This window comes from Rugamonas sp. FW305-51 (assembly GCF_058786935.1).
This window is the reverse complement of sequence record NZ_JBYSZG010000001.1, coordinates 81,982-102,276: the sequence shown is the minus strand read 5'-3', so window position 1 is coordinate 102,276 and position 20,295 is coordinate 81,982. Positions and strand designations below refer to the sequence as shown.

At 65.0% G+C, this 20,295-nt stretch carries 18 protein-coding genes and 1 tRNA gene; 12 read left to right on the top strand and 7 right to left on the bottom strand.

All coding sequences use genetic code 11. The features are described from left to right. The first annotated feature begins 47 nt into the window (after positions 1-47). Positions 48-476, top strand: coding sequence for a response regulator (locus AC3WOS_RS00425; RefSeq protein WP_492713759.1), 429 nt, complete (start codon positions 48-50; stop codon positions 474-476). 6 nt (positions 477-482) lie between these two features. On the opposite strand, the gene AC3WOS_RS00420 is transcribed toward AC3WOS_RS00425, so the two are convergent. Beyond that, complete coding sequence (locus AC3WOS_RS00420; RefSeq protein ID WP_492713757.1) at positions 483-1,223, bottom strand: DJ-1/PfpI family protein; 741 nt, start codon at positions 1,221-1,223, stop codon at positions 483-485. A 184-nt stretch (positions 1,224-1,407) separates the two neighbouring features. Between AC3WOS_RS00420 and AC3WOS_RS00415 the strand changes: the two genes are divergently transcribed. From AC3WOS_RS00415 to AC3WOS_RS00405, 3 genes are read left to right on the top strand one after another with little or no spacing between them, the layout of a single operon-like run. Then, positions 1,408-3,045 (top strand): tyrosinase family protein, encoded by a 1,638-nt coding sequence (locus AC3WOS_RS00415; RefSeq protein WP_492713755.1) that lies wholly within the window; start codon positions 1,408-1,410, stop codon positions 3,043-3,045. 56 nt (positions 3,046-3,101) lie between these two features. Beyond that, entirely contained in the window at positions 3,102-3,524 is a 423-nt protein-coding gene (locus AC3WOS_RS00410; protein WP_492713753.1) for a hypothetical protein, read from the top strand. 44 nt (positions 3,525-3,568) lie between these two features. Then, positions 3,569-4,153 carry a hypothetical protein gene (locus AC3WOS_RS00405; RefSeq protein WP_492713751.1) on the top strand — a complete coding sequence of 195 codons (585 nt, stop codon included), beginning with the start codon at positions 3,569-3,571 and terminating at the stop codon, positions 4,151-4,153. A 29-nt stretch (positions 4,154-4,182) separates the two neighbouring features. On the opposite strand, the gene AC3WOS_RS00400 is transcribed toward AC3WOS_RS00405, so the two are convergent. Both AC3WOS_RS00400 and AC3WOS_RS00395 read right to left on the bottom strand, forming a co-directional pair. Then, a complete protein-coding gene (locus AC3WOS_RS00400; protein WP_492713749.1) occupies positions 4,183-4,374 on the bottom strand; it encodes a hypothetical protein in 192 nt (63 codons plus the stop codon). 194 nt (positions 4,375-4,568) lie between these two features. Next, positions 4,569-6,143 (bottom strand): hypothetical protein, encoded by a 1,575-nt coding sequence (locus AC3WOS_RS00395; protein ID WP_492713747.1) that lies wholly within the window; start codon positions 6,141-6,143, stop codon positions 4,569-4,571. Positions 6,144-6,417: 274 nt separating this feature from the next. On the opposite strand from AC3WOS_RS00395, the gene AC3WOS_RS00390 reads away from it, so the two are divergent. Beyond that, positions 6,418-6,504 (top strand) — tRNA-Leu (locus AC3WOS_RS00390). Positions 6,505-6,846: 342 nt separating this feature from the next. Continuing rightward, positions 6,847-7,419: an FxDxF family PEP-CTERM protein gene (locus AC3WOS_RS00385; RefSeq protein WP_492713745.1), complete on the top strand. Its 573-nt coding sequence runs from the start codon at positions 6,847-6,849 to the stop codon at positions 7,417-7,419. A 96-nt stretch (positions 7,420-7,515) separates the two neighbouring features. On the opposite strand, the gene AC3WOS_RS00380 is transcribed toward AC3WOS_RS00385, so the two are convergent. Then, positions 7,516-8,916, bottom strand: a complete 1,401-nt coding sequence (locus AC3WOS_RS00380; RefSeq protein WP_492713744.1) for a DUF1501 domain-containing protein — start codon at positions 8,914-8,916, stop codon at positions 7,516-7,518. A 9-nt stretch (positions 8,917-8,925) separates the two neighbouring features. Next, positions 8,926-10,683: a DUF1800 domain-containing protein gene (locus AC3WOS_RS00375; protein WP_492713742.1), complete on the bottom strand. Its 1,758-nt coding sequence runs from the start codon at positions 10,681-10,683 to the stop codon at positions 8,926-8,928. A gap of 314 nt (positions 10,684-10,997) precedes the next feature. Between AC3WOS_RS00375 and AC3WOS_RS00370 the strand changes: the two genes are divergently transcribed. Next, on the top strand, positions 10,998-11,510 hold the full coding sequence (locus AC3WOS_RS00370; protein ID WP_492713740.1) for a DUF2306 domain-containing protein: 513 nt from the start codon (positions 10,998-11,000) through the stop codon (positions 11,508-11,510). A gap of 34 nt (positions 11,511-11,544) precedes the next feature. On the opposite strand, the gene AC3WOS_RS00365 is transcribed toward AC3WOS_RS00370, so the two are convergent. Next, positions 11,545-11,736, bottom strand: coding sequence for a hypothetical protein (locus AC3WOS_RS00365; protein ID WP_492713738.1), 192 nt, complete (start codon positions 11,734-11,736; stop codon positions 11,545-11,547). A gap of 134 nt (positions 11,737-11,870) precedes the next feature. Next, the gene (locus AC3WOS_RS00360; RefSeq protein WP_492713736.1) at positions 11,871-12,947 is read right to left on the bottom strand and encodes a serine endopeptidase; all 1,077 of its coding nucleotides are present in this window, start codon (positions 12,945-12,947) and stop codon (positions 11,871-11,873) included. A 159-nt stretch (positions 12,948-13,106) separates the two neighbouring features. Between AC3WOS_RS00360 and AC3WOS_RS00355 the strand changes: the two genes are divergently transcribed. The 5 genes from AC3WOS_RS00355 (at position 13,107) to AC3WOS_RS00335 (ending at position 20,262) form a co-directional block, all read left to right on the top strand. Continuing rightward, positions 13,107-13,928: a substrate-binding periplasmic protein gene (locus AC3WOS_RS00355; RefSeq protein WP_492713734.1), complete on the top strand. Its 822-nt coding sequence runs from the start codon at positions 13,107-13,109 to the stop codon at positions 13,926-13,928. Positions 13,929-14,022: 94 nt separating this feature from the next. Next, positions 14,023-15,387: a prephenate-dependent tRNA uridine(34) hydroxylase TrhP gene (gene trhP, locus AC3WOS_RS00350; protein ID WP_492713732.1), complete on the top strand. Its 1,365-nt coding sequence runs from the start codon at positions 14,023-14,025 to the stop codon at positions 15,385-15,387. Between the two features lie 310 nt (positions 15,388-15,697). After that, positions 15,698-17,374 carry a PAS domain S-box protein gene (locus AC3WOS_RS00345; RefSeq protein ID WP_492713730.1) on the top strand — a complete coding sequence of 559 codons (1,677 nt, stop codon included), beginning with the start codon at positions 15,698-15,700 and terminating at the stop codon, positions 17,372-17,374. After that, a complete protein-coding gene (locus AC3WOS_RS00340; RefSeq protein WP_492713728.1) occupies positions 17,374-18,699 on the top strand; it encodes a sensor histidine kinase in 1,326 nt (441 codons plus the stop codon). The genes AC3WOS_RS00345 and AC3WOS_RS00340 overlap by 1 nt, the downstream gene beginning before the upstream one ends. A gap of 3 nt (positions 18,700-18,702) precedes the next feature. After that, positions 18,703-20,262 carry a sensor histidine kinase gene (locus AC3WOS_RS00335; RefSeq protein ID WP_492713726.1) on the top strand — a complete coding sequence of 520 codons (1,560 nt, stop codon included), beginning with the start codon at positions 18,703-18,705 and terminating at the stop codon, positions 20,260-20,262. Positions 20,263-20,295: the final 33 nt, after the last annotated feature.

The window sequence follows — 20,295 nt, the reverse complement described above, 5'->3', positions numbered from 1 at the left end:
TTTCGTTATGTTGAAAACTGGATGTCAACCTTACAGAGGATAAAGCGATGGCCACTGAAAAGCGCGCGACGGTGTTGATCATCGATGACAATGAATTGACCCGCACCGTGCTGCGTATGATTTTGCAGGGCAACGGCTTTGACGTGGCTGGAGAAGCGTCCACGGCCGACGCCGGCCTGCGGCAGGCCAAGCGCCTGCAGCCGGACATCATCTGCCTGGACATCCAGATGCCGGACCGCGACGGCCTCGACCTGTTGCAGATCCTGGTCGAGCTGCTGCCCGACACGACCGTGCTGATGGTGACGGCCCACAATGACGCGGCCACCGTGCGCAAGGCCGTGGAACGGGGCGCCAAGGGCTTCATCATCAAACCATTCAACAGCGGCACCGTGCTCGACACCGTGAAAGCGGTGCTGGCGCAGCGCCAGTCGGGGCCGGCGGCCGCCCAGTTTGCGCCGCGGGTCGGTCCCGCATAGGCGCACTCAGGTGGCCCGGTAGCCGGCCGTCCTGCGCCGCAACAGGCGGTCTATGGCCAGGCTCAGGCCGTCGTCGCAAGGGGGCGGCGACGTGACCGGCGGCACGGCAACGCTGGGATCGCCATCCCGGAACGGCGGGCTGGGGTTGTACTGCACGGTCAGCTGTACCTGGCGCGCCAGCGCTTCCCCGCCCAGCAGGGCGATCACTTGCAGCGCCTCATCCATGCCCGACGAAATGCCGCCGCCCGTGATACGCCGGCGGTCTACCACATAGCGTGGATAGCCGGCCGCCACCTCCACCGCATGGAACTTGCGCAGGCAGCCGAGGAAGGCCCAGTGGGTGGTGGCGCGGTGACCATCCAGCAGGCCGGCCGCCGCCAGCAGTAAGGCGCCCTCGCAGACCGACACCATGTAGTCGGCCGTTTCGCTTTGCTGGTGCAGGTACAGCATGAAATTGAGATCGGCCATCAATTCGGCCAGGCGGGCGGGGGCGCCGCCCGGCACCCACAGCAAGTCCACCGGGCCGGCCTGCGCCAGCGTGGGCAGCGCCTCGCCCAGCGGCAAGCCGTCGCGCGTGGTGACGCGCGGGCCATCGACGGAAATCAGCCGGACCTGGCGCGGCACGCCGCCGGGCGGATTGGCCTCCAGTGTTGCCATCCAGTTAAATAATTCGTAGGGAACAGCCACGTCGAGCAGGTCGGCCTGGTTATAGGCCAGTATGCCGATAATATACGGTTTTACTTGCATGACAATATCCCGTTAAAAGGCAAAAAATATAAGAAATGCTATCAGCTTAATTTGCCTTGAAAATACGCAAATCCTCTCAACAACAAAAAATTATAATATTGACATGCATCAAATAAAGTCTTATTTTTTATCGGCTGGCGATGAGAGAGACGTTTCTATTACTTAAGTTTTGAAAGGAATTAAAATGCCGACTCAAAATAAGATGAAGGTAAGACAGTCCATCCAAACCCTGCAGGAAGAGTACGAAAAAGGGAACAAAAAGCCGCTGGAAGATCTGGTGCGGGCCTGGAAGGGTATTAAGGAGCTACCGGCCGATCACCCCCATTCCTTCTTCACGCTGGCCGGCTATCATGGCGAACCCTTCCAGTACCGCAAGGCCGTCGACCAGCTGCCACCCGAGGATGCCTATGCCTATTGGGGCGGTTATTGCAATCACGGCAATGTATTATTCCCCACCTGGCACCGGGTTTATGTGCTGAAGGTGGAGGAGGCATTACAAAGTATTGTGCCGGAAGTGACCCTGCCTTATTGGGATGAATCGGACCTCTATACACTGAAGCACGGCATACCGGCCGCCCTGACGCAAGAGAAATTTGAATTGGACGGCAAGCAGATCGATAATCCGCTGCGTTCATTTATACTACCCGCCGCATTGAGCGATTTCCTGCCCGGCGACCAGCGCGTCTATGAAAAGCCGAAAGGCTATGAAACCGTGCGCTATCCGCTGTCGGGCCTGGTGGGCACGCCGGAAGCCCAGCACATCACGGCCCTGCACAACGCCAAGTACCCGAACTGGCAGGAGAACGTGGGCTTGCTGAACAAGAACGTGCGGGCCTGGCTGCGTGGCTCGCCCCCCACCGTGACCGACCCCAATCCCAGCACCAACGGCGTCTACGCCAAGCTGCAGGAATGCCTGGCGGCGCCCAACTACACGGTGTTTTCCAACACCACCTCGGCCGGCCAGTGGAACCTCATCAACCCCGGCAAGGTGACGCCGCTGGAAAGCCCGCACAACTCCATCCACCTGGCGGTGGGCGGCTTCGATTTTCCCGGCCAGGGCCAGTACGGCCAGATCGCCGGCGCCAACGGCGACATGGGCGAGAACAACACGGCCGGCATGGACCCCATTTTCTTCTTCCATCACTGCAATATCGACCGCATGTTCTGGCTGTGGCAGAAGCGGCACAACATGCGCGACAAGCTCGACATCATCCAGGGTTTTGCCGGCACCTCGGCCAGCGATTCCCAGGGGCCCACGCCCGGCTTCGCGCCCGGCCAGACGCTGGACATGACGACGCCGCTGCGCCCGTTCAAGAAAGCGGACGGCAGCACGTACAGCTCCAACGACTGCGTCAACATCGAAAAGCAGCTGGGCTTTACGTATGCTCCCGGCTCGCTCGATGAAGACCTGGCGGCGCCGCTGGCGCCGGCCCTGAGTGCGCGCATGGCCAGCCAGAAGCTGCACGTGAGCGGCGTCAGCCGGACGTCAGTGCAGGGCTCGTTCGTGCTCAGCGCCTACGCGCTGGTCAAGGGCGGCGACGGCAAGACGGTGCGCCACGACCTGGGCCACAGCGCCATCCTGAGCCGCTACAACGTGGCCAAGTGCGCCAACTGCCTGACCCATGTGGACGTGATGACCTTCTTCCCGCTGGATGGGCTGAGCCAGGCCGAGCGCACGCAGGCCGACTATCACGTGGAATTGCATTCGCGGGCAGGGGTCGTGTCGCTCACGCCGGGCCAGTCGATGGCGCCGCAGAGCGCGTTTGCCGCCGTCATGCCGGCGCAACCGGCCAAGCCGGTGGCGTTGCGCATCATCGACTAGCGGCGCCACGGTGGCGGCCATCCCGGCCCCCACCACCGACAGGGGAGGGCTTCAAGATGAGTTTCGCACCTGAAATACACAGCCTGGCCGGCATCTGGACTTACCGCAGCTTCCGCAACAGCGCCAACCTGGACGAACCGTTCGACCAGCTGGAATTTGGCCGGGCCCACATCGAGATCAGGAAAGCGCCGATGGGCGTGTTGAGCGGCCGCATCTACGATACCGGCTGGGAGCTGGAGCTGAACGGCAGCATTTCCTACGGCGCCCCGTTCGCCGTCCGTTTCCAGGGCAGGGGCATGGTGTCGGGCGAGGAGTGGATCTACGATTACACGGGCTTTTTGAGCCCGGCCTGGCCGAACGGCATCGAGCAGCGGCCGGCGCTGGCCGGTTCCATCGTGCGCACCGTGCCTCATTCGGGCGGCAAGGCGCCGGCCGGCGTGGTGTGCTCGTGGTACGCGGTGCTGGACAAACCGGCCTGAGCGCAATGGCGCCGGGCGGGCCTGTGGCCGCGAAGCGGTTTGCCGTGCGGAGCCGGCCGGTGGCGCCGCGCGGGCTGGTGGCGTTGTGGACGGCGCTGGCCTACGCGGTGGTGGCTGCGGCCGCTGTCGTGCTGCCGGGCTGGTTGCACGGGACGCGGCCGGACGCGGCCTGGGCCGGGCTGGCCGCGCTCGCCGCGGCTGCCGGCAGCGCCATGCCCGTGGGCCGGCAGTGGCTGCGTTGCCTGTGTGTGGTCGGCATCGGACTGGCGGCCGATTTCGCGCGCGTGCCGCCCATGGCGCTGGCCACCTTGTGCGGCGACGCCAGCGCCGACATGCTGGGGGCGCTGGTGGAGCATGTTCAGCTGTTTCCCGTCACCTCGGCCGCGATGCTGCTGATGGTGGTGCCGGGGCGGCAGGGGCGGTCATCGTCCGTGTGGCTGACGCTGGCGCTGGGGGAGGGCATGGCCATGCTGCTGCTCATGCCGCTGGCCATGCGCTGCATGCGGGCGGTGGCGCCATCGCTGGCGCTGGCCTGGAGTCCGGAAGCGTGGTCATGCGCGATGGCGCTGGCCATGGTCGTACTCTCCGGTCTGCACCGGCCCAGGCTCAGGATGGCGGGTGGGACGTGACGGCTGGCCGCCCACGCCGCAGCGCAGCGTCAATCGCGGCTGGCTGCGCGGCGGCGCCATGCCGGCTCGCACAGCACGCGTGCGATGACGGCGTCCGGCACGCCCAGTTTGGCCATGAATTCAGCCGCGGCGCGCATGCCGGACACTTCTTTGAGGGCAACACCTGCATCGACCACCTTGTCGATGTTGTGTTTGGGAATATCTGGTTTTTGCGTGGACATACCGGTCCTCCACTACGAACTATTGTAGTGGAACTGACCGTTCTTTGCGCTGGTGCAAACCAAACGTGCGAGACCATGGCATCTGTTTGCGCTGGTCGGATAGGGCTGCTGGCCGTGCCGTCGCGGCGGCGGCGGGCGCAGCGTGCAACGCGCGCGCCGTCCAGCCTAAGCCAGGCGCGCACCCGGCATGGGCTTCACTGGCAACCAGGCATTTTGAACGAGCCGATCCAGGTGCTCCAGTTGAAGGTGCCGCTGGCCTTCAGATACTCGTTGGTGTACCAGAAAGTGCAATCGTCGGCGGGATCGATCGCCAGCGAAGAGTAGTCGCCCCAGCGCGCCAGGTTCGGTAGTTGCGAGCCGCCGCCATCCTTGAAGATGTTCTCGGCCTGCATGGTGCCCGCGGGATCGGTGGGCACACGGCCCGTGTAGCGCAGCGAGGGGTACACCGTTGCACTCGATGCGCTGTAACCCATCGCGATATTGCCGACCTTATCCATGGCTATGCTGCCCATCCAGCGGCTGGTGTTGTCGGGCGAGTAGGTTCCCTGCTGGAACACCACCGGCGCTTGCGGGTTGCGGATCTCGTACCAGCGCACCCCGGTCACCTGGGAGTGCCGGTTGCCCGCCACCTTGACGGAATGGTTGACCAGCAAGGACTCGGTGCCACCGCGATTGCGATAGGCCAGGCGATACATGAGACGGTCGGCGAGCGAGTCCAGTTGCTGGCTGGTGCCAGGCTGGGCGATGCAACTGCCTCCGCCGCACGCTGGCGTGAAGGCGGCCACGGCGAGAGTGGTGGGCCCCGTCAGGGTGGAATTGGCCGGCGTGGCAAAATCGACATGGAACTTCCACAGCCTGAGTGAATTCGACCCGAAATTCATGAAGTAGTTCGGTGATCCCCCTGGCGGCGCGGTAGTGCCGTCCAGGTCCGCTGGCAGCAGGCCGCCGTACGACGATGACAGCTGGAAGCAAACTTGCGTCGCCGCAGTGCCGGCCCGCATGTTGGCCGCGTCATAGGCGCAGACTTTGGAGCCCGCGAACGTCGTCCCATTGTTGAAAATGTTGAACGATATGTAGTAGGCATCGGGCCAGACACCCAGTTTGGGGTAGTCGGGGAATTGGGTGTTGCCGTAATTGAAGGCGTAGCGGTTGTAGGCGCCGGTCGCGTCGGACGTGGTCGACACGGCCACGCATTGCAGATAGGGCGTGGTTGAGACCGAGAATTGCGTCAGGATCCAGCGGCCATTGGCTTTGTCGTACTGCACCAGCGGGTCGCCGTCGTTGTTGGCCTCGCAGCCGCCCCCGAAACCCTTCCATACGCTGTTGCCTGCCTTGGGGAAACCGGCGGCGATATGGCCGCTCTTGTCAAACACGGCGAACGATTCATTGACCCATTGGACGATCTGGGTGGCGCCCACCGCCAGGTTGGGATCGGGCGGCGCGGCGTTGGGGACGAAGCCGTAATCGCCTTTGCCCACGCCGGCAAAGCCGATGCCGCCCGTCGTGGCCAGCGAGCCGCCGGCACTCGATTGCAGCACGGGATCGTACTGCAGCGGCAACGATGGCATCGGAATCGGGCCGATCGCACGTGCGAAGATGCCACCGGCGCGCGGCGAGGACGGGATGTCGCGCAGCGGAGGCGAGACGTCATGGTGACTGGCAAAAGCGTGTTCGGCGGCAGTGGCCGGCAACTGCTGGCCGCTCGCTGCAGGCGCAAGCGACGCGCCGGAAACCAGGCCTATGACCCATGTGATTGTGCGCAGATCCATGTCATTCCCCACGTTGATGCCGGTTGAAAGCGGCAATAGTTGCGGATTGAAGGTAGCCGTTCCCGACCAGGTGCCAGTTCGTATAGGTGTGCGATCTACGCGCGACGGGTCGTCTTTTAAAGATAGGTCGGATGCGGACGACTGTCAATTTCCAAACGGGAGTCGCCGGCCTTGCGCAGGGCAGTGTCATGCTTGCCCTGATTTACGGGCCTTGCCGATTCAGCCCGGGAAACTGGTGATTTTGATCACTGCTGTGCTAAAATCTCGCCTCGCTGCCCGGATGGTGAAACTGGTAGACACTGGAGACTTAAAATCTCCCGCTCGTAAGGGCGTGCCGGTTCGATTCCGGCTCCGGGCACCAGAAACACGAACAAGCTTGACCAAGTTGCTCAAGAAGCTCCTAAGTAATCAATGACTTAGGGGCTTTTTTTGTTCTTCAAGGATAGGCGGGAACGCCTTGGGTCGACAGCATGACGTCACTGGCTGCCTTGCCCACTTTCGCTCCGTCCACGTGTCCGTGCTCGGGACGGTTGCTATGTTGCTGCTGGGTCTAGTGTTTTAATTTAGTTGCAATAGTTTACGATGTATTGCGGTTATGGTAAGATTCTTAAATGGCATTAAGAATACAAGGACTGCGCAAGGCGCCGGCAACTCCAAAGCGCGTTTCTGCAGACAATCTGTAGTGATTACGATGGGAGTATCAATGACTGTTTCGATGAAAAAATACCTGAGCCTGGCCACGTTCGTCATGGGCGCGGCGCTGGCAAGCTGCGCTTATGCCAAGCCTTCCAACTCCACCCCGGTATGGACGGTGGAAACGCCGACCATCAATGCCGGTATCGGCAGCATCACCCTGGGCGGCCATACCTTCACCTTTACCGACAGCCTGGCTGCGCCAGTGCAACTGGCGTACTACAACAGCAACCCAGGTTCGAACAGCCCGGCCGCCATCGGTTCGTTTATCAAGAACAGCCATCTGTTCGGCCTGACCAGCACCACGCCGCTGACCTTCAGTGCTTCTGTTGACACCATTCACGGTTCCACGACGATAGCCCCACAGGCCAATCCTTACGATTACCTGGCCGTGCACGTGGGCGGTGGCGAGCTGCTGTTCCACTGGAGCTCGAAAGTGACGACGGCGTTCTCCATCACTGGCGATAATCTGAGCAACTACCGCGCCTACATTTCGCCGGTGCCGGAACCGGAAACCTACGCGATGCTGCTGGCCGGCCTCGGCGTGCTCGGTTTCATGGCCCGTCGCCGCAAGCAGCAATAATCGGGCGCGCGGGCGATACTGCCGCCCGCTCCCGAGCAGATAACAAAAGCCCCATATGCCTGGCATGTGGGGCTTTTTACATGGTGCCGCCGCGCGTCAGACGAAGCCGAGGTTGCGCATGGGCTGCTGATAGTTCTTCAGGTTGGGCAGCACACTCAGCAGGTCGCTGGCGGCCACCCCCATCCAGCTGCCCAGCGTGGCCGCATACTGGTCCACCGACGTGGTTGGCAGCAGGCGGCCCTGGCCCACGTCGTCCGGCCCGTCGCTGGCCACGGCCGGCGGCACGCCGTAGTAGCGCTGGCCGTTGACGGCGCCGCCCAGCACGAAATGCATGCTGCCCCAGCCGTGGTCGGAACCGTCGTTGTTGACCGTCAGCGTGCGGCCGAAGTCGGAGGCGGTGAAGGCCGTCACGTTGGCGGCTACGCCCAGTTCCACCGTGGCGGCGTAGAAGGCGGCCATGGCGTCGGCCACGCTGGTGAGCAGGCCGGGATGGGCCGTGCCCAGGCCGTCGTGGTTGTCGAACCCGCCCAGGGAGACGAAGAACACCTGGCGCCGGGCGCCGATCGCGGGCGCGCTGGCGATCATCCTGGCCACCATGTGCAGCTGGCTGGCCAGGCTATTGTTGGTGGGGAAGGGCGTGTTGATGGCCGGTCCGCTGGCCAGGGCGGCGCTGAGGATGCTATTGGCGTCCAGCGCGCGCTGGGTCACGCGCGTGTATTCCTGCTCGAACAAATGGGTGCGGGGCTGGGTCACCAGCGATTGCAGGGCGGCGCTGGCCGCCGCCGAGCCATACAGGGGCTTTTGCAGCGCGTTCAGTGGAACCGGGCCGTTGGCCGTGATCTGGTACTGCACGGCCGTATTGCCCGACATGAAAACGGCATTGCCGGACACGTTGACGCAGGTGAAGGTGGCGTTGCCATTGCCGGATACGAACAGGTCGCCCATGCGCCCGCCCCAGCCCGACATGGCCCCTTCCGGCGCCGACGCCTGCCAGAACGATTGCTGGTCGTTGTGCGAGAACAGCTTGGGCGGCAGCGGCACGGACTTGTTGGTGTACTGCAGCTTGGTGGTTGGCTGCACCAGCGTGCCCACGTTGAGCAGCACGCCCAGCTTACCCGTGTTAAACAGCGGCAGCAGCGGCGCCAGTTCCGGTGCCAGCGCGTACTGGCGCTGGAAGCCGGCCGCATCGACGGGCGCCGTCGCCGGCACCAGCACGGTGCCGCCCAGGCTGGTGCGGCTGTAGGCAAGGTTGGGGCGCAGGCTGGCATAGGCGTTGTAATTGCCGCTGTCGTAGGGCACCAGGGTGTTGCCGTAGTCGTTGCCGCCATACAGGAAGACGCAGACGATGGCCTTGTAGTCGCTGGCCGTGGCGGCCGATGCCTCGGCCATGGCGGCCAGGTTGAGCAGCCACGGCGTGGCGGCGCCCGCCGCGGACAGGGCCGAGGCCCGCTGCAGGAAGGCGCGGCGGGAGGCGTTCGGATGTTTTGCGCTGGTCATGGCGGCCTCCTATTTCAATACCAGGAATTCGGGGGCGGCCAGCACCAGCAGCACGGCCGTACGCACGCGGTTCAGCCGTCTGGCGTCGGTGCCGGACGGCATGGCGTTCAGGGCGCCCACGATCAGCGTCTGGGTGCTGCTGCCGAGCTGGCCTGCGGCCAGCACGGTGTTCAGTTCGGCCAGCAGGGCGGTGCCGTTGTCGGCCAGCGGCAGCCAGGCGCTGTAGTCGGGCAGCACGTCGCCCACGCCCGTCGCCACCACCCGCTGCATGAAGTTGATGTAGCCGATCACGGACGATTCATTGGCGATCTGGAATTCGGGCGCCACCAGGCCGGCGGCGGCGATGCCGCTGTTGGGCGGCACATAGCCGGGCCGGAAGAAATTGAACACGGAGGGCGAACGCAGCGGGCTTTGTCCCAGTCGCGTGGCCGGGTCCGACGTGTTGCCGATGGCCCAGGCGTCGGTGGCGGAGCTGGCCTTGGCGGCGCGGGCCCAGCCGGTAAAGCGCAATATCGGTTCGCGCAGCTTGCCTTCGCCGGTGGCGCTGGCAGGGACGGCGGCGCGGGCCTCGGGGTCGAGCAGGATGGCCTTGAGCACGGCCCGCAGGTTGCCCTTGACGTGCTGGCCGTCGTCGTTGAACACGGCTGCCACCCGCGCCACGTAGGCCGGGCTGGGGTTGCTGGTGACCAGGCGCTGGATCAGCTGGCGCCCGATGAAGGGCGCCACGTTGGGGTGGGCGTAGATGATGTCGAGCGCGGCTTGCAGGGCGTCGGCGCCGCCCAGGCCGGAGGGCACCGTGTGGCCGAGGAAAGTCGAGGCGCCCGTCTCGTGGCGGGCCGGGTACTGGCGCATGGGGCGGCGTATGAAGTCCGGGGTGGCGGTGGTGGTGCCGCTCAGGTCCACGTCCCAGCCCGTGAAGATGCGGGCCAGGCCGCTCACATCGTCCGGGCCGTAGGTGTAGACGGGGGCGCCGTTGGACAGCTTGGGCGTGCCGTCGCCGTTCAGCTGTACCAGGCCGATGGTAAACAGCTGCATCAGCTCGCGCGCGTAATTCTCGTCGGGATGGGAGCCGGTGGTGGGGTTGGCCTTGGCGTTGCCGCGGAAGGTGAGGAACTGGCCCATGGCCACGCTGGTGGAGACGGCGCCCAGCAGGGTGCGGTAGTTGCCGAACGCATGGGCTTCCAGCAGGTCGAGCCAGGCGGCGGCCGAGAAGCTGCGCCAGCCGAGGCCGACCAGGCCGTCGATGGCGACCACGATGATTTCGGACAGGGCCAGCGTGACGCGCTGGCGCAGCGTGTCAGGTGCCGTGATCAGCTTGCGCCAGGCGGCGGCGTCGAAGCCGGCCTCCGAATTCTTGTAGGTGGCCGCGTCGTAGCCTTTGGCCACCAGCCAGTCCCAGCGCGTGCCGGACGCGGGCAGGGCGAACTGGGCGTCGAGCCAGCCTTGATAGCCCAGGCTTTGCACGGCGGCGATCTGCTGGCGCTCGCATCCCATGGCGGCCTGGGCCAGGAAGCGGGCCGACTCGGCGTCGCTCACGGCATCGGCCCGGACGACGGTGGCCAGCACGGTGGCCTGGGCTGTGGTCGTGCCGCCGGGACTGGCGCCGCCGCAGGCGGTCAGCAGCGCTGCGGCAGCGACGGCGCTGGCCGCGGTGGCGGGAAAGTCGGCAGTGGCCGCGGTTGCGGCAGCGGCGGTCGTGGTGGCGCCGGGCTGGTCCGCCGCAGATGGCGGCCGGACGGGAACAGCGTTTGCGGAAGTAGCTAGCATGGCAGGTCCTGAAGGGGGGATGAACGGGACTGGGCGGCAACGCTGAAGCGATTTCTAGTCAGAAATATATACCTGTTTTTTGGGCGAGCTGGACGGTGTTACACCCCTGTTACACATTGCTTGAGCAGGCTCCAGCGCGGCGGATGCTCGGTGTAGCTCGCAAGCAACATGTCAGCGGTGTGGCGGAGCCGGCGGTGCTATACAGAAAGGCCCGCTGGCGTTAATCTGTTTGAAACATTCGGCGCCTGGCGGCAAGTGGCGGGCAGACCGGCCAGCAACGGCAAAGTCGGACAAACGGCGAGGAGACGGGCGGTATGGTATTTCACTTCGGTGCGATGGGCTGGCTGCATACCGTCGCGTCCCTGTATGCGTTGGGCGCGGGGGCGTTGGTGCTGTCCCAGCCCAAGGGGGACGGCGCCCACAAGCGGGCAGGGCGCCAGTATCTGTACGGCGCGGCGCTGGCCGATCTGAGTGCGCTGGGCATCCAGAAAATAGGCGCGTTCCACCTGTTCCACGTATTTGCCATCGTCTCGCTGGCTTGCCTGGCGCTGGGCTTCTGTTGCGCCAGATGGCAGGCGCCGCGCCGCCACTGGCTCCGTATCCACCTGAGCGCCATGCTGTTCAGTTACTACCAGGTGGTGGCGTCCCTGATCCATGAAGTGTTCACGCGCGTGCACGTGCTGGAGACGCGCCACATTCCCCTGGTCTACACGCAAGGACTGACGCTGCTGGTGTTCTTGATGACGGTGGCGTATTTCTGGGGCAGGACGGCGGCCAGTATGCCGTCGTCGAGGATATACGATCAGCAGCCGACGACGCTGCAATAGATCGGCAAGCGGCCGCGCTGGTGGCGCGCCGCGTTCAGTTGGGACGGTTGGCGCTGCGGCGCTGGGCCGGCATGCCCAGCACGCGCTTGACGACCGTCAGCGGCACCTGTGCCGTTTCCATGAACACCCAGGCGTTGGCCGCACCCATGCGGGCGTCGAGCGCGATGGCCTGGTCCACGATGCTGGCCATTTCGGTATTGCGGCGGGGCGGGTGTGCGGTGTCCATGATGGCCTCGGTGGGTCGTGCGCGATGAAAGAGGCTGTCATTTTACTACGTTGCGCCCGGCAATGTTAACAATGCAACAGAATTAGTGACATATTCGCACTATTTCGCGACAGTGGCCGTCCCAGCCGGCCGCTCTATGGCGGGGCGGGGCTGGCGGCGGCCGGGGGCGTATCCGCTGCCCGGGCCGCGGTGCCGCACAGCTGGCAATAGTTGAGGAAGGCGCCCTTGCGCACCTTGCAGCGTCCGCAATGGTCGAACAGGCCGATGCCGCAGTGGGGGCAGTAGTCGAGTGTCGTGTCCTTCAAGTCCACGCTGCGTTCGCAGCCCGGACACAGGCCGTGGCCCAGCCGTTTCAGGGCCAGCTCGTAGTTGAGCGTGGCGCGCCGCTGCAGTTCCGGCAGCGCTTCCTGCTGTTGCTGGCGGGCCAGGTAGCGCTGCAGGCCGACGATGGCCTGGCGCCCGATCAGCACCGTCAGCGCGATGCCCACCAGGTAGCGCACATAGCCGCCGTAGCTGGGCAGGTAGGGCACCAGTTCGACAAAGAAGGCAAAGCCGGCGAAGAAGATGAAGCCCCACACGAAGGGCCAGTAGGCGCTTTTGCGCTGTTTCGCATACAGCCAGCCGGCTACGGCCAGCAGCGGCGCCGTCAGCATCAGCCGGTACAGGAAGATGCGCAGTTCGCGGCCCCGGACGGCCCGCTCCAGCGCCTCCAGCGCCGGTTTTTCCAGCTCGGCCCGGCGCCGGTTGGCGTGCTCGCGCCGCTGCTGGGCGTCCAGCAGCACCTGCTGTTGTTCCTGCACGGCGGCCAGGGCGCGCCGTTCGGCGGCCTTGAGCGTGTCGAGCTCGCGGGTGCGCGCGATCAGGTCCGGGTCCTGCTCGGGACGGGCCGTCGCGTGGCGGGTGGACAGCCAGTTGCTGAAAGTCTCGGCCGCAGCGCGCGTGTTGGCCTGCGCCACCTGGTGCTGCTGGCGGGCCTGGGCCAGCGCGTCGTTGGCGGCGGCGATCACCCGATCCGCCTGGTCCTGGGTGGCGCGCACCTGGGCCGCCTGCCCCTGGTCGATGAACTGGTCCAGCGTCGGCATGGGCTCGGCGCTGCCGAGGTTGTTGACCAGCTTGCCGCCCAGCCCGATGAGGAACCAGGCGAAGGCGAAGGCGACCAGCCACAAGGCGCGCTGGAACCAGGTCTGTGAACGGCGCAAGGTCTTGCTCATGAATTCTCCCGTGACGGCATGGGTCAATAGTAGCATTTTGGAAACGCCAGCGTGGCAATTTGTGGACAGCCGGCCGGGCCGCTTGCTCCCGCCGTGGGCCGGTGGCATGATGGTTTGTTGGTTGCCGGTACACGGTGGCGGTGCCGGAAGGAGGGGCGGATGCGGTGGTGGACCTGTACCATGGCCGGCGCGCTGGCGCTGGCTTGCACGATGCCGGCCCGGGCCGCGGCGCCGCTGCGCATCGCCTCGGACGACTGGTGCCCCTACATTTGCGTGGGCGGCGACGGTCGCACCATCACCTCCGGTTTCCTGGTCGACGCCACGGCCCGCGCGCTGGAGCTGGCCGGGCTGCAGGTGGAGCCCCAGCTGATGCCGCTCAACCGCGCGCTGGCCTTCACGCTGGGCGGGCAGGTGGAGGGGCTGTACGCGCCCGCCATCGACAAGCGCCTTGTCATGAGCGCGCCCGTGATCCGCTCGCGCGCCTGTTTCTACACCCGCGCCGTCAGTTCGTGGCGCTACCAGGGGCCGGCTTCGCTGGCCCAGCAGCAGCTGGGCGTGATCGCCGACTACGGCTACGACAACGGTCCCATGGACGCCTACCTGGCCCGGGAACAGCACAACCGCAACCTGGTGGAATTCAATTACGGCGAGGATGTGGGGGTGAAGAACATCCGCAAGCTGCTCTACGGCCGCTACGACGTCATACTTGAGCACGAAACGGTGATGCACCATCTGCTGATCCAGCTGGGCGAGAAGAATGGCGTGCGCCAGAGCGGTTGCCTGGAGAATTACCTGCCGCTGGTGGTCGGCTTCTCGGCCCGATACGCGGACGCGCGCGACGTGGTGCGCAAGCTCGATGCGGGCCTGGCGCAGATGAAGGCGTCCGGCGACTATGGCCGGCTGCTGCAGCGCTACGAGATCAACGATCCGGACCCGGCGCCGGCCGTCATCCGGCGTCCGCCGCCATTGCATATGCAATAACAAACTGCGCCACATCAAGACGGTGCCACTCTGCCGGCCACGGCGCGCCCGGCAGTCCTAGAATGCTGGCTTTTTTCCGTTTTTGAAAGCCATTATGCTTCGCGCTCCAGAATTACTCCTGCCCGCCGGTTCGCTGGCCAAGATGCACGCCGCCTTCGATTTCGGCGCCGACGCCGTGTACGCGGGCCAGCCGCGCTACAGCCTGCGGGTGCGCAACAACGAATTCTCGCGCCCGGAAGCGCTGGCGCTGGGCATCGAACAAGCCCACGCGCGCGGCAAGCAGTTCTTCGTCGCCAGCAATATCTTCGCCCACAACGCCAAGCTGAAAACCTATCTGCGCGACATGGAACCGGTGCTGGCCATGAAGCCCGACGCCCTCATCATGGCCGACCCGGGCCTGATCATGATGGTGCGCGACCAGTGGCCCGACATGCCCATCCACCTGTCGGTGCAGGCCAACGCCGTGAACTGGGCCGACGTCAAGTTCTGGCATCGCATGGGCCTCACGCGCGTGATCCTGTCGCGCGAACTGTCGCTCGACGAGATCGAGGAAATCCGCCAGCGCTGCCCGGAGATGGAGCTGGAAGTGTTCGTGCACGGCGCCCTGTGCATCGCCTACTCGGGCCGCTGCCTGCTGTCGGGCTATTTCAACCACCGCGATTCCAACCAGGGCAGCTGCACCAATTCCTGCCGCTGGGACTACAAGGTGATGAACGCAGGCGAGGACGCCAGCGGCGACCTGGCCCGCATCCCCGTCGAGAGCATCAGCCTCAATTATCGCCAGGCGCTGGACGAAGCCAACGCCTCGTTCTCGGCCATGGGCGACCTGGAACGCCACCCGCTGGCCGACCGGCCCTACATGATCGAGGAGGCCGAGCGCCCCGGCCAGCTGATGCCCATCCTGGAAGACGAGCATGGCACCTACATCATGAACTCCAAGGATTTGCGGGCCGTGGAGCACGTGGAGCGACTGGTCAAGATCGGCGTCGATTCGCTCAAGATCGAAGGACGCACCAAGTCGCTGTACTACGCGGCTCGCACGGCCCAGGTGTACCGCACGGCCATCGATGACGCCGTGGCCGGCCGCCCCTTTAATATGGACCTGCTGGGCCAGCTGCAAGGGCTGGCCAACCGCGGCTACACGGACGGCTTCTATCAGCGCCACCACACCCAGGAGCACCAGAACTACATGGCCGGCGCCTCCGAACTGCACCGCAGCCAGTACGTGGGCGACGTGCAGGGCATCGAGGATGGCTGGGCCGAGGTGGACGTCAAGAACCGCTTCGCCGTGGGCGACCAGCTGGAAGTGCTGCACCCGGGCGGTAACACCCTGGTCACGGTGCAGCAGATGCGCGCGCTCGATGGCGCGGCGCTGGAAGTGGCGCCCGGCAGCGGCCACCGGGTGCGCATCGCGCTCGACCAGCGTTACGACAAGGCGCTGCTGGCGCGCATGCTGTAGCGCTGTGACGCCGGGTGGGCCGTCACGCCGCCGCGGGGCGCGTGCGCGGCGGTGGCGGCGCGCTTGACAGCGGGGAGCACCGCACCTGGTCGTGACTTGCAAATCGCATGTCATTGTAACTGGCGGTGACCGGCGCTGCCGCGCGCCGCCGCCGGTCGCGTTTCAAGGTGCGCCATACGCCGTCAGGTCAAGTCAGGTGCAATTTGCCACCTTCTATATTGTTGGTTACTACTGGACGGTCCAGGTCAATGCTCATATAGTGGACTGACGGTTGTCCTTTCCGGACGCCTTTCGCCACGAAGGAGTGGGTATGTCCTTGCACAGCAGTCTGGTTTCAAGCGATCAATCTCCGGCGTCGGCGGCCAACGAACAATCTGAATTCTTGCAAAACATCCTGGAGTCGTCGACCGAATACTCCATCATCGGCAAGGACGTGAACGGCAATATCCTCTTGTGGAACGCGGGGGCGCGCCGGATCTACGGTTATGAGCCGGAAGATGTCATCGGCAAGGCCAACTCGGCCATGCTGCACACGCCCGAGGATATCGCGGCGGGGCGTCCCGAACAGGTCATGGCGGCGGCCAAGGAAAAGGGTAAATGGGAAGGCACGCTGACGCGCGTGCGCAAGAACGGTAGCCGTTTCACGGCGCGGGTGGTGATCACGCCGCGCCGCGACAGTACGGGAAAAGTCATAGGCTTCCTCCTCATTTCCAAGGATATTTCCGATGAAATCCGGCTGACCGAGGAGTTGAAAGCCACCCAGTTCTACGCCCGCAGCCTGATCGAGGCGTCGCTCGACCCCCTGGTCACGATCAGCCCGGAAGGCAAGATCACCGACGTCAACGAGGGTTCCATCAAGGTCACCGGCGTGCCGCGCGAGAAGTTGATCGGCGCCGACTTCTCCGACTATTTCACGGAGCCGGACAAGGCCCGCGAAGGTTATCAGCAAGTGTTTTCGCGCGGTGCCGTCACCGACTATCCACTCACCATCCGCCACAAGGATGGCCGCCTGACCGACGTGCTGTACAACGCCTCCGTCTACAAGGACGCGCACGGCAGTGTGCTGGGGGTGTTTGCCGCCGCGCGCGATGTCACGGCGCAGAAGCAGGCGTCGCAATATGCCCGCAGCCTGATCGAGGCGTCGCTCGACCCCTTGGTGACCATCAGCCCGGAGGGCAAGATCACCGACGTCAACGAGGGTTCGATCAAGGTCACCGGCGTGCCGCGCGGGAAGCTGATCGGCACCGACTTCTCCGACTATTTCACGGAACCGGGCAAGGCCCGCGAAGGTTACGAGCAAGTGTTCGCGGAAGGCTACGTGACCGACTACCCGCTGACCATCCGGGGCAAGGATGGCGGCCTGACCGACGTGCTCTACAACGCTTCCGTCTACAAGGATGCGCGCGGCAACGTGCTGGGCGTGTTCGCCGCCGCGCGCGACGTGACGGCGCAAAAACAGGCCTCGCAGTACGCGCGCAGCCTGATCGAGGCCTCGCTCGACCCGCTGGTCACCATCAGCGCCGAAGGCAAGATCACCGACGTCAACGCGGCCTCGGCCCAGGTGACCGGCTTGCAGCGCGAAAAGTTGATCGGCACCGATTTCTCCGACTACTTCACCGAGCCGGAAAAGGCGCGCGAAGGCTACAAGCAAGTGTTCGAAAAGGGCATGGTGTCGAATTATCCGCTGACCATACGCCATCGCGACAGCAAGCTGACCGACGTGCTGTATAACGCCTCCGTCTACAAGGATACCCGCGGCAACGTGCTGGGCGTGTTCGCCGCCGCCCGCGACGTGACGGCGCAAAAGAAGGCCGAGGCCGAGGTCGCCGACCAGCGCAACAAGGAACTGGAGCGCCTGGCCGAACTGGAACGCTTCCAGCGGCTGACCGTGGGACGGGAACTGAAGATGATCGAGCTGAAGAAGGATATCGAGGAAAACAAAAAGCTCATTGAGGAACTGAGGGCGTCCGCGGCAAGGGCGGTTTGATGTCGGCGCGCGCGCCGGCCGGCTGGGAAGGGGGACAGGAGTTCACCCAGTCCGACTATGTGCGGGCCGTGCTCAACATCCTCGAGGATGCGGCGTCGGAGCGGGAGCAATTGCACGATACCCAGCGCGCCGTGCTCAACATCCTGGAAGATGGCGCCCAGGAGCGCGCGTTGCTGCAGCTGACGCAAAAGGCCGTGCTCAATATCCTGGACGATTCCGGCGACGAGAAAGTCCGGCTCGAGCAGATGCAAAAGGCGGTGTTGAATATCCTGGACGACCTGGCCGGGGAGATGGCCGAGCGCAGCCGGCTGGAGGAACGCTTCCGTTCGTTGCTGGAAACGGCGCCGGACGCCATCGTCATCATCGGCGAAGGTGGCCAGATCGTGCTGGTGAACGCCCAGACGGAAAAGCTGTTCGGCTATGCCCGCCAGGAACTGCTGGGGCAGAAGGTGGAGTTGCTGCTGCCCGAACGTTACCGCGACCAGCATCGGCTGCACCGTCGCGGCTATGCGGCCGAGGCTCGGGTGCGTCCCATGGGCAGCGACCTGGAATTGTTTGGCCGGCGCAAGGATGGCAGCGAGTTCCCCACCGAAATCCTGTTAAGTCCGGTCACCACGGATGAGGGCACCCTGATGTCGGCCGCCATCCGCGACGTCACCCGGGCCAAGGAGATCGAACACCAGATCCGCGCCTCCCTCAACGAAAAGGAGGCGCTGCTGCAGGAGATCCACCACCGGGTCAAGAACAACCTGCAGATCATCGCCAGCCTGTTGTCGCTGCAGTCGGGCTACATCACCGACCCGCAAACCCTGACCAAGTTCCAGGAGAGCCAGGGCCGCATCCACTCGATGGCGCTGATCCACGAAAAGCTGTACCAGTCCGAAACGCTGGCGGCGGTCGACCTGGCCGACTATGTGCGCTCGCTGACGGGCATCCTGATGCGCTCCTATTCGGCCAACGCCCAGGTCAAACTCGAGTGCACGACCGACCCGGCCATGGTCAGCATCGACACCGCCGTGCCGCTGGGCCTGATCCTCAACGAACTGGTGACCAACGCCCTGAAGTATGCCTTCCCGGACGGGCGGACGGGGTGCCTGACGGTGGCGCTGGGGGCGGCGGACGGCGGCCGCTTCTCGCTGCTGGTGCAGGACGACGGCGTCGGCATGCCGCCCGATCTGCAACTGGAACAAGTGAGTACGCTGGGCTTGCGGCTGGTGCGGATGTTCTCCAAACAACTGCGGGCCGCCACCGAGATGCAATCGGCGCCCGGCGGTACCCGGTTCTTCATTCAATTTACGGAAACAGCGAGCAAATCGCTGCCTTAAACCATGGAACTGATGCCACACAAGATACGCGTACTGGTGGTGGAAGACGAAATCGTCGTCTCGGAAGACATCCAGCAGCGCTTGCGCAAGCAGGGCTACGAGGTGGTGGGGGCGGCCGACACGGCGGCCGACGCCATCCGGCTGGCCACGCTCACCCAGCCCGACGTGGCGCTGATGGACATCATGCTGCACGGCCGGCCGGAGGGGATAGACGCGGCCGAACATCTGCGGGCTCAATTGGACATACCCATCGTCTACCTGACGGCCCACAGCGACGCGGCCACCCTGCAGCGGGCCCGCCTGACCGACCCGGCCGGCTATATTGTCAAACCGTTCGATGACACGCAGCTGCGCGTGGCGCTGGACATGGCGCCGGTACGCCATGAGATGGAGCGCAAGGCGCGCCACGTGGCGCGCTGGCTCACGGCCACCCTGACCAGCATTGGCGACGCCGTGATCGCCACTAATACCCGGGCCGAGGTCCTGATCCTCAATCCGGCGGCGGAAAAAATGACGGGCTGGAGCCAGGAGGATGCCACCGGCAAGCCGTTCGCCGAGGTGGTGCGCCTGGTCGACCAGACCAGCCGGCAAGCGCTGGAAGATCCCGCCACGCGCGCGCTGCGCCAGGGCTTGACCATCCGCATCGAGCCGAATACGCTGCTGTTGACGCGCGCGGGCGAGGAGCGCTTTGTGGACGACAGCGCATCGCCCATTTGCGACGAAGGCGGCAAGGTGCTGGGGGCTGTGGTGGTGCTGGTCGACAAGACGGACCGCTTGGCCGTGCAGGGCCGGGTGCATGCGCTGGCGCGCCAGGTGAGCGAGCTGGTGGCCGAGCAGGAGCGCAGCCTGACGGCCCGCGCCGACCTCGAAGCTTTCGCGGCCGCCGTCAGTCACGACTTGCGCGGGCCGCTGAACGCGATCGCCGGTTTTTCCTATCTGCTGGCCACCCAGCACCGTGACTGTCTTGATGCATCGGGCCAGCTGTTTCTCGATCACGTGCAAAGAAGCGCGCGGGAAATGATCGGCATGACGGAGGATTACCTGCGTTTCCTTGGCTTGAGCCGCGGGCAGGTGCTGACGCTGGAGCCGGTCAATATGCGGCTGCTGGCGCAGGAAGTGTTCCGCAGCCTGACCGGCCTGCCCGGCAGCAATCCGGTGCAGTTCACCTGCGGGCCGTTGCCGACGGTGCTGGCGGACCAGGCGCTGGTGCGGCAAGCGTTCATCAATTTGCTGGGCAACGCCATCAAGTTTTCCGCCGGGGCCGAGCCGCCGCAAGTGGAGATCGGTGTGTGCGCGCCGGCGGAGGACGGGGCGAGCACGCCGGTATTTTTCGTGCGCGATAACGGCGCCGGTTTCGATGCGGCCGGCGCGCAGCGCCTGTTCGAGCCGTTCCAGCGCTTTCACCACGCGGGCGCGTTCCCCGGCACCGGGGTGGGGCTTTCTATCGTCAAGCGCATCGTCGAACACCACGGCGGTGCGCTGTGGGCCGACAGCGCGCCCGGCCGCGGCGCGACGTTCTATTTCACGCTGGCGGGCCGGCAGGCAGAGGAGGGCCAGCCATGAGCGCCACCGAGGATCACATTACGCTGCTGATCG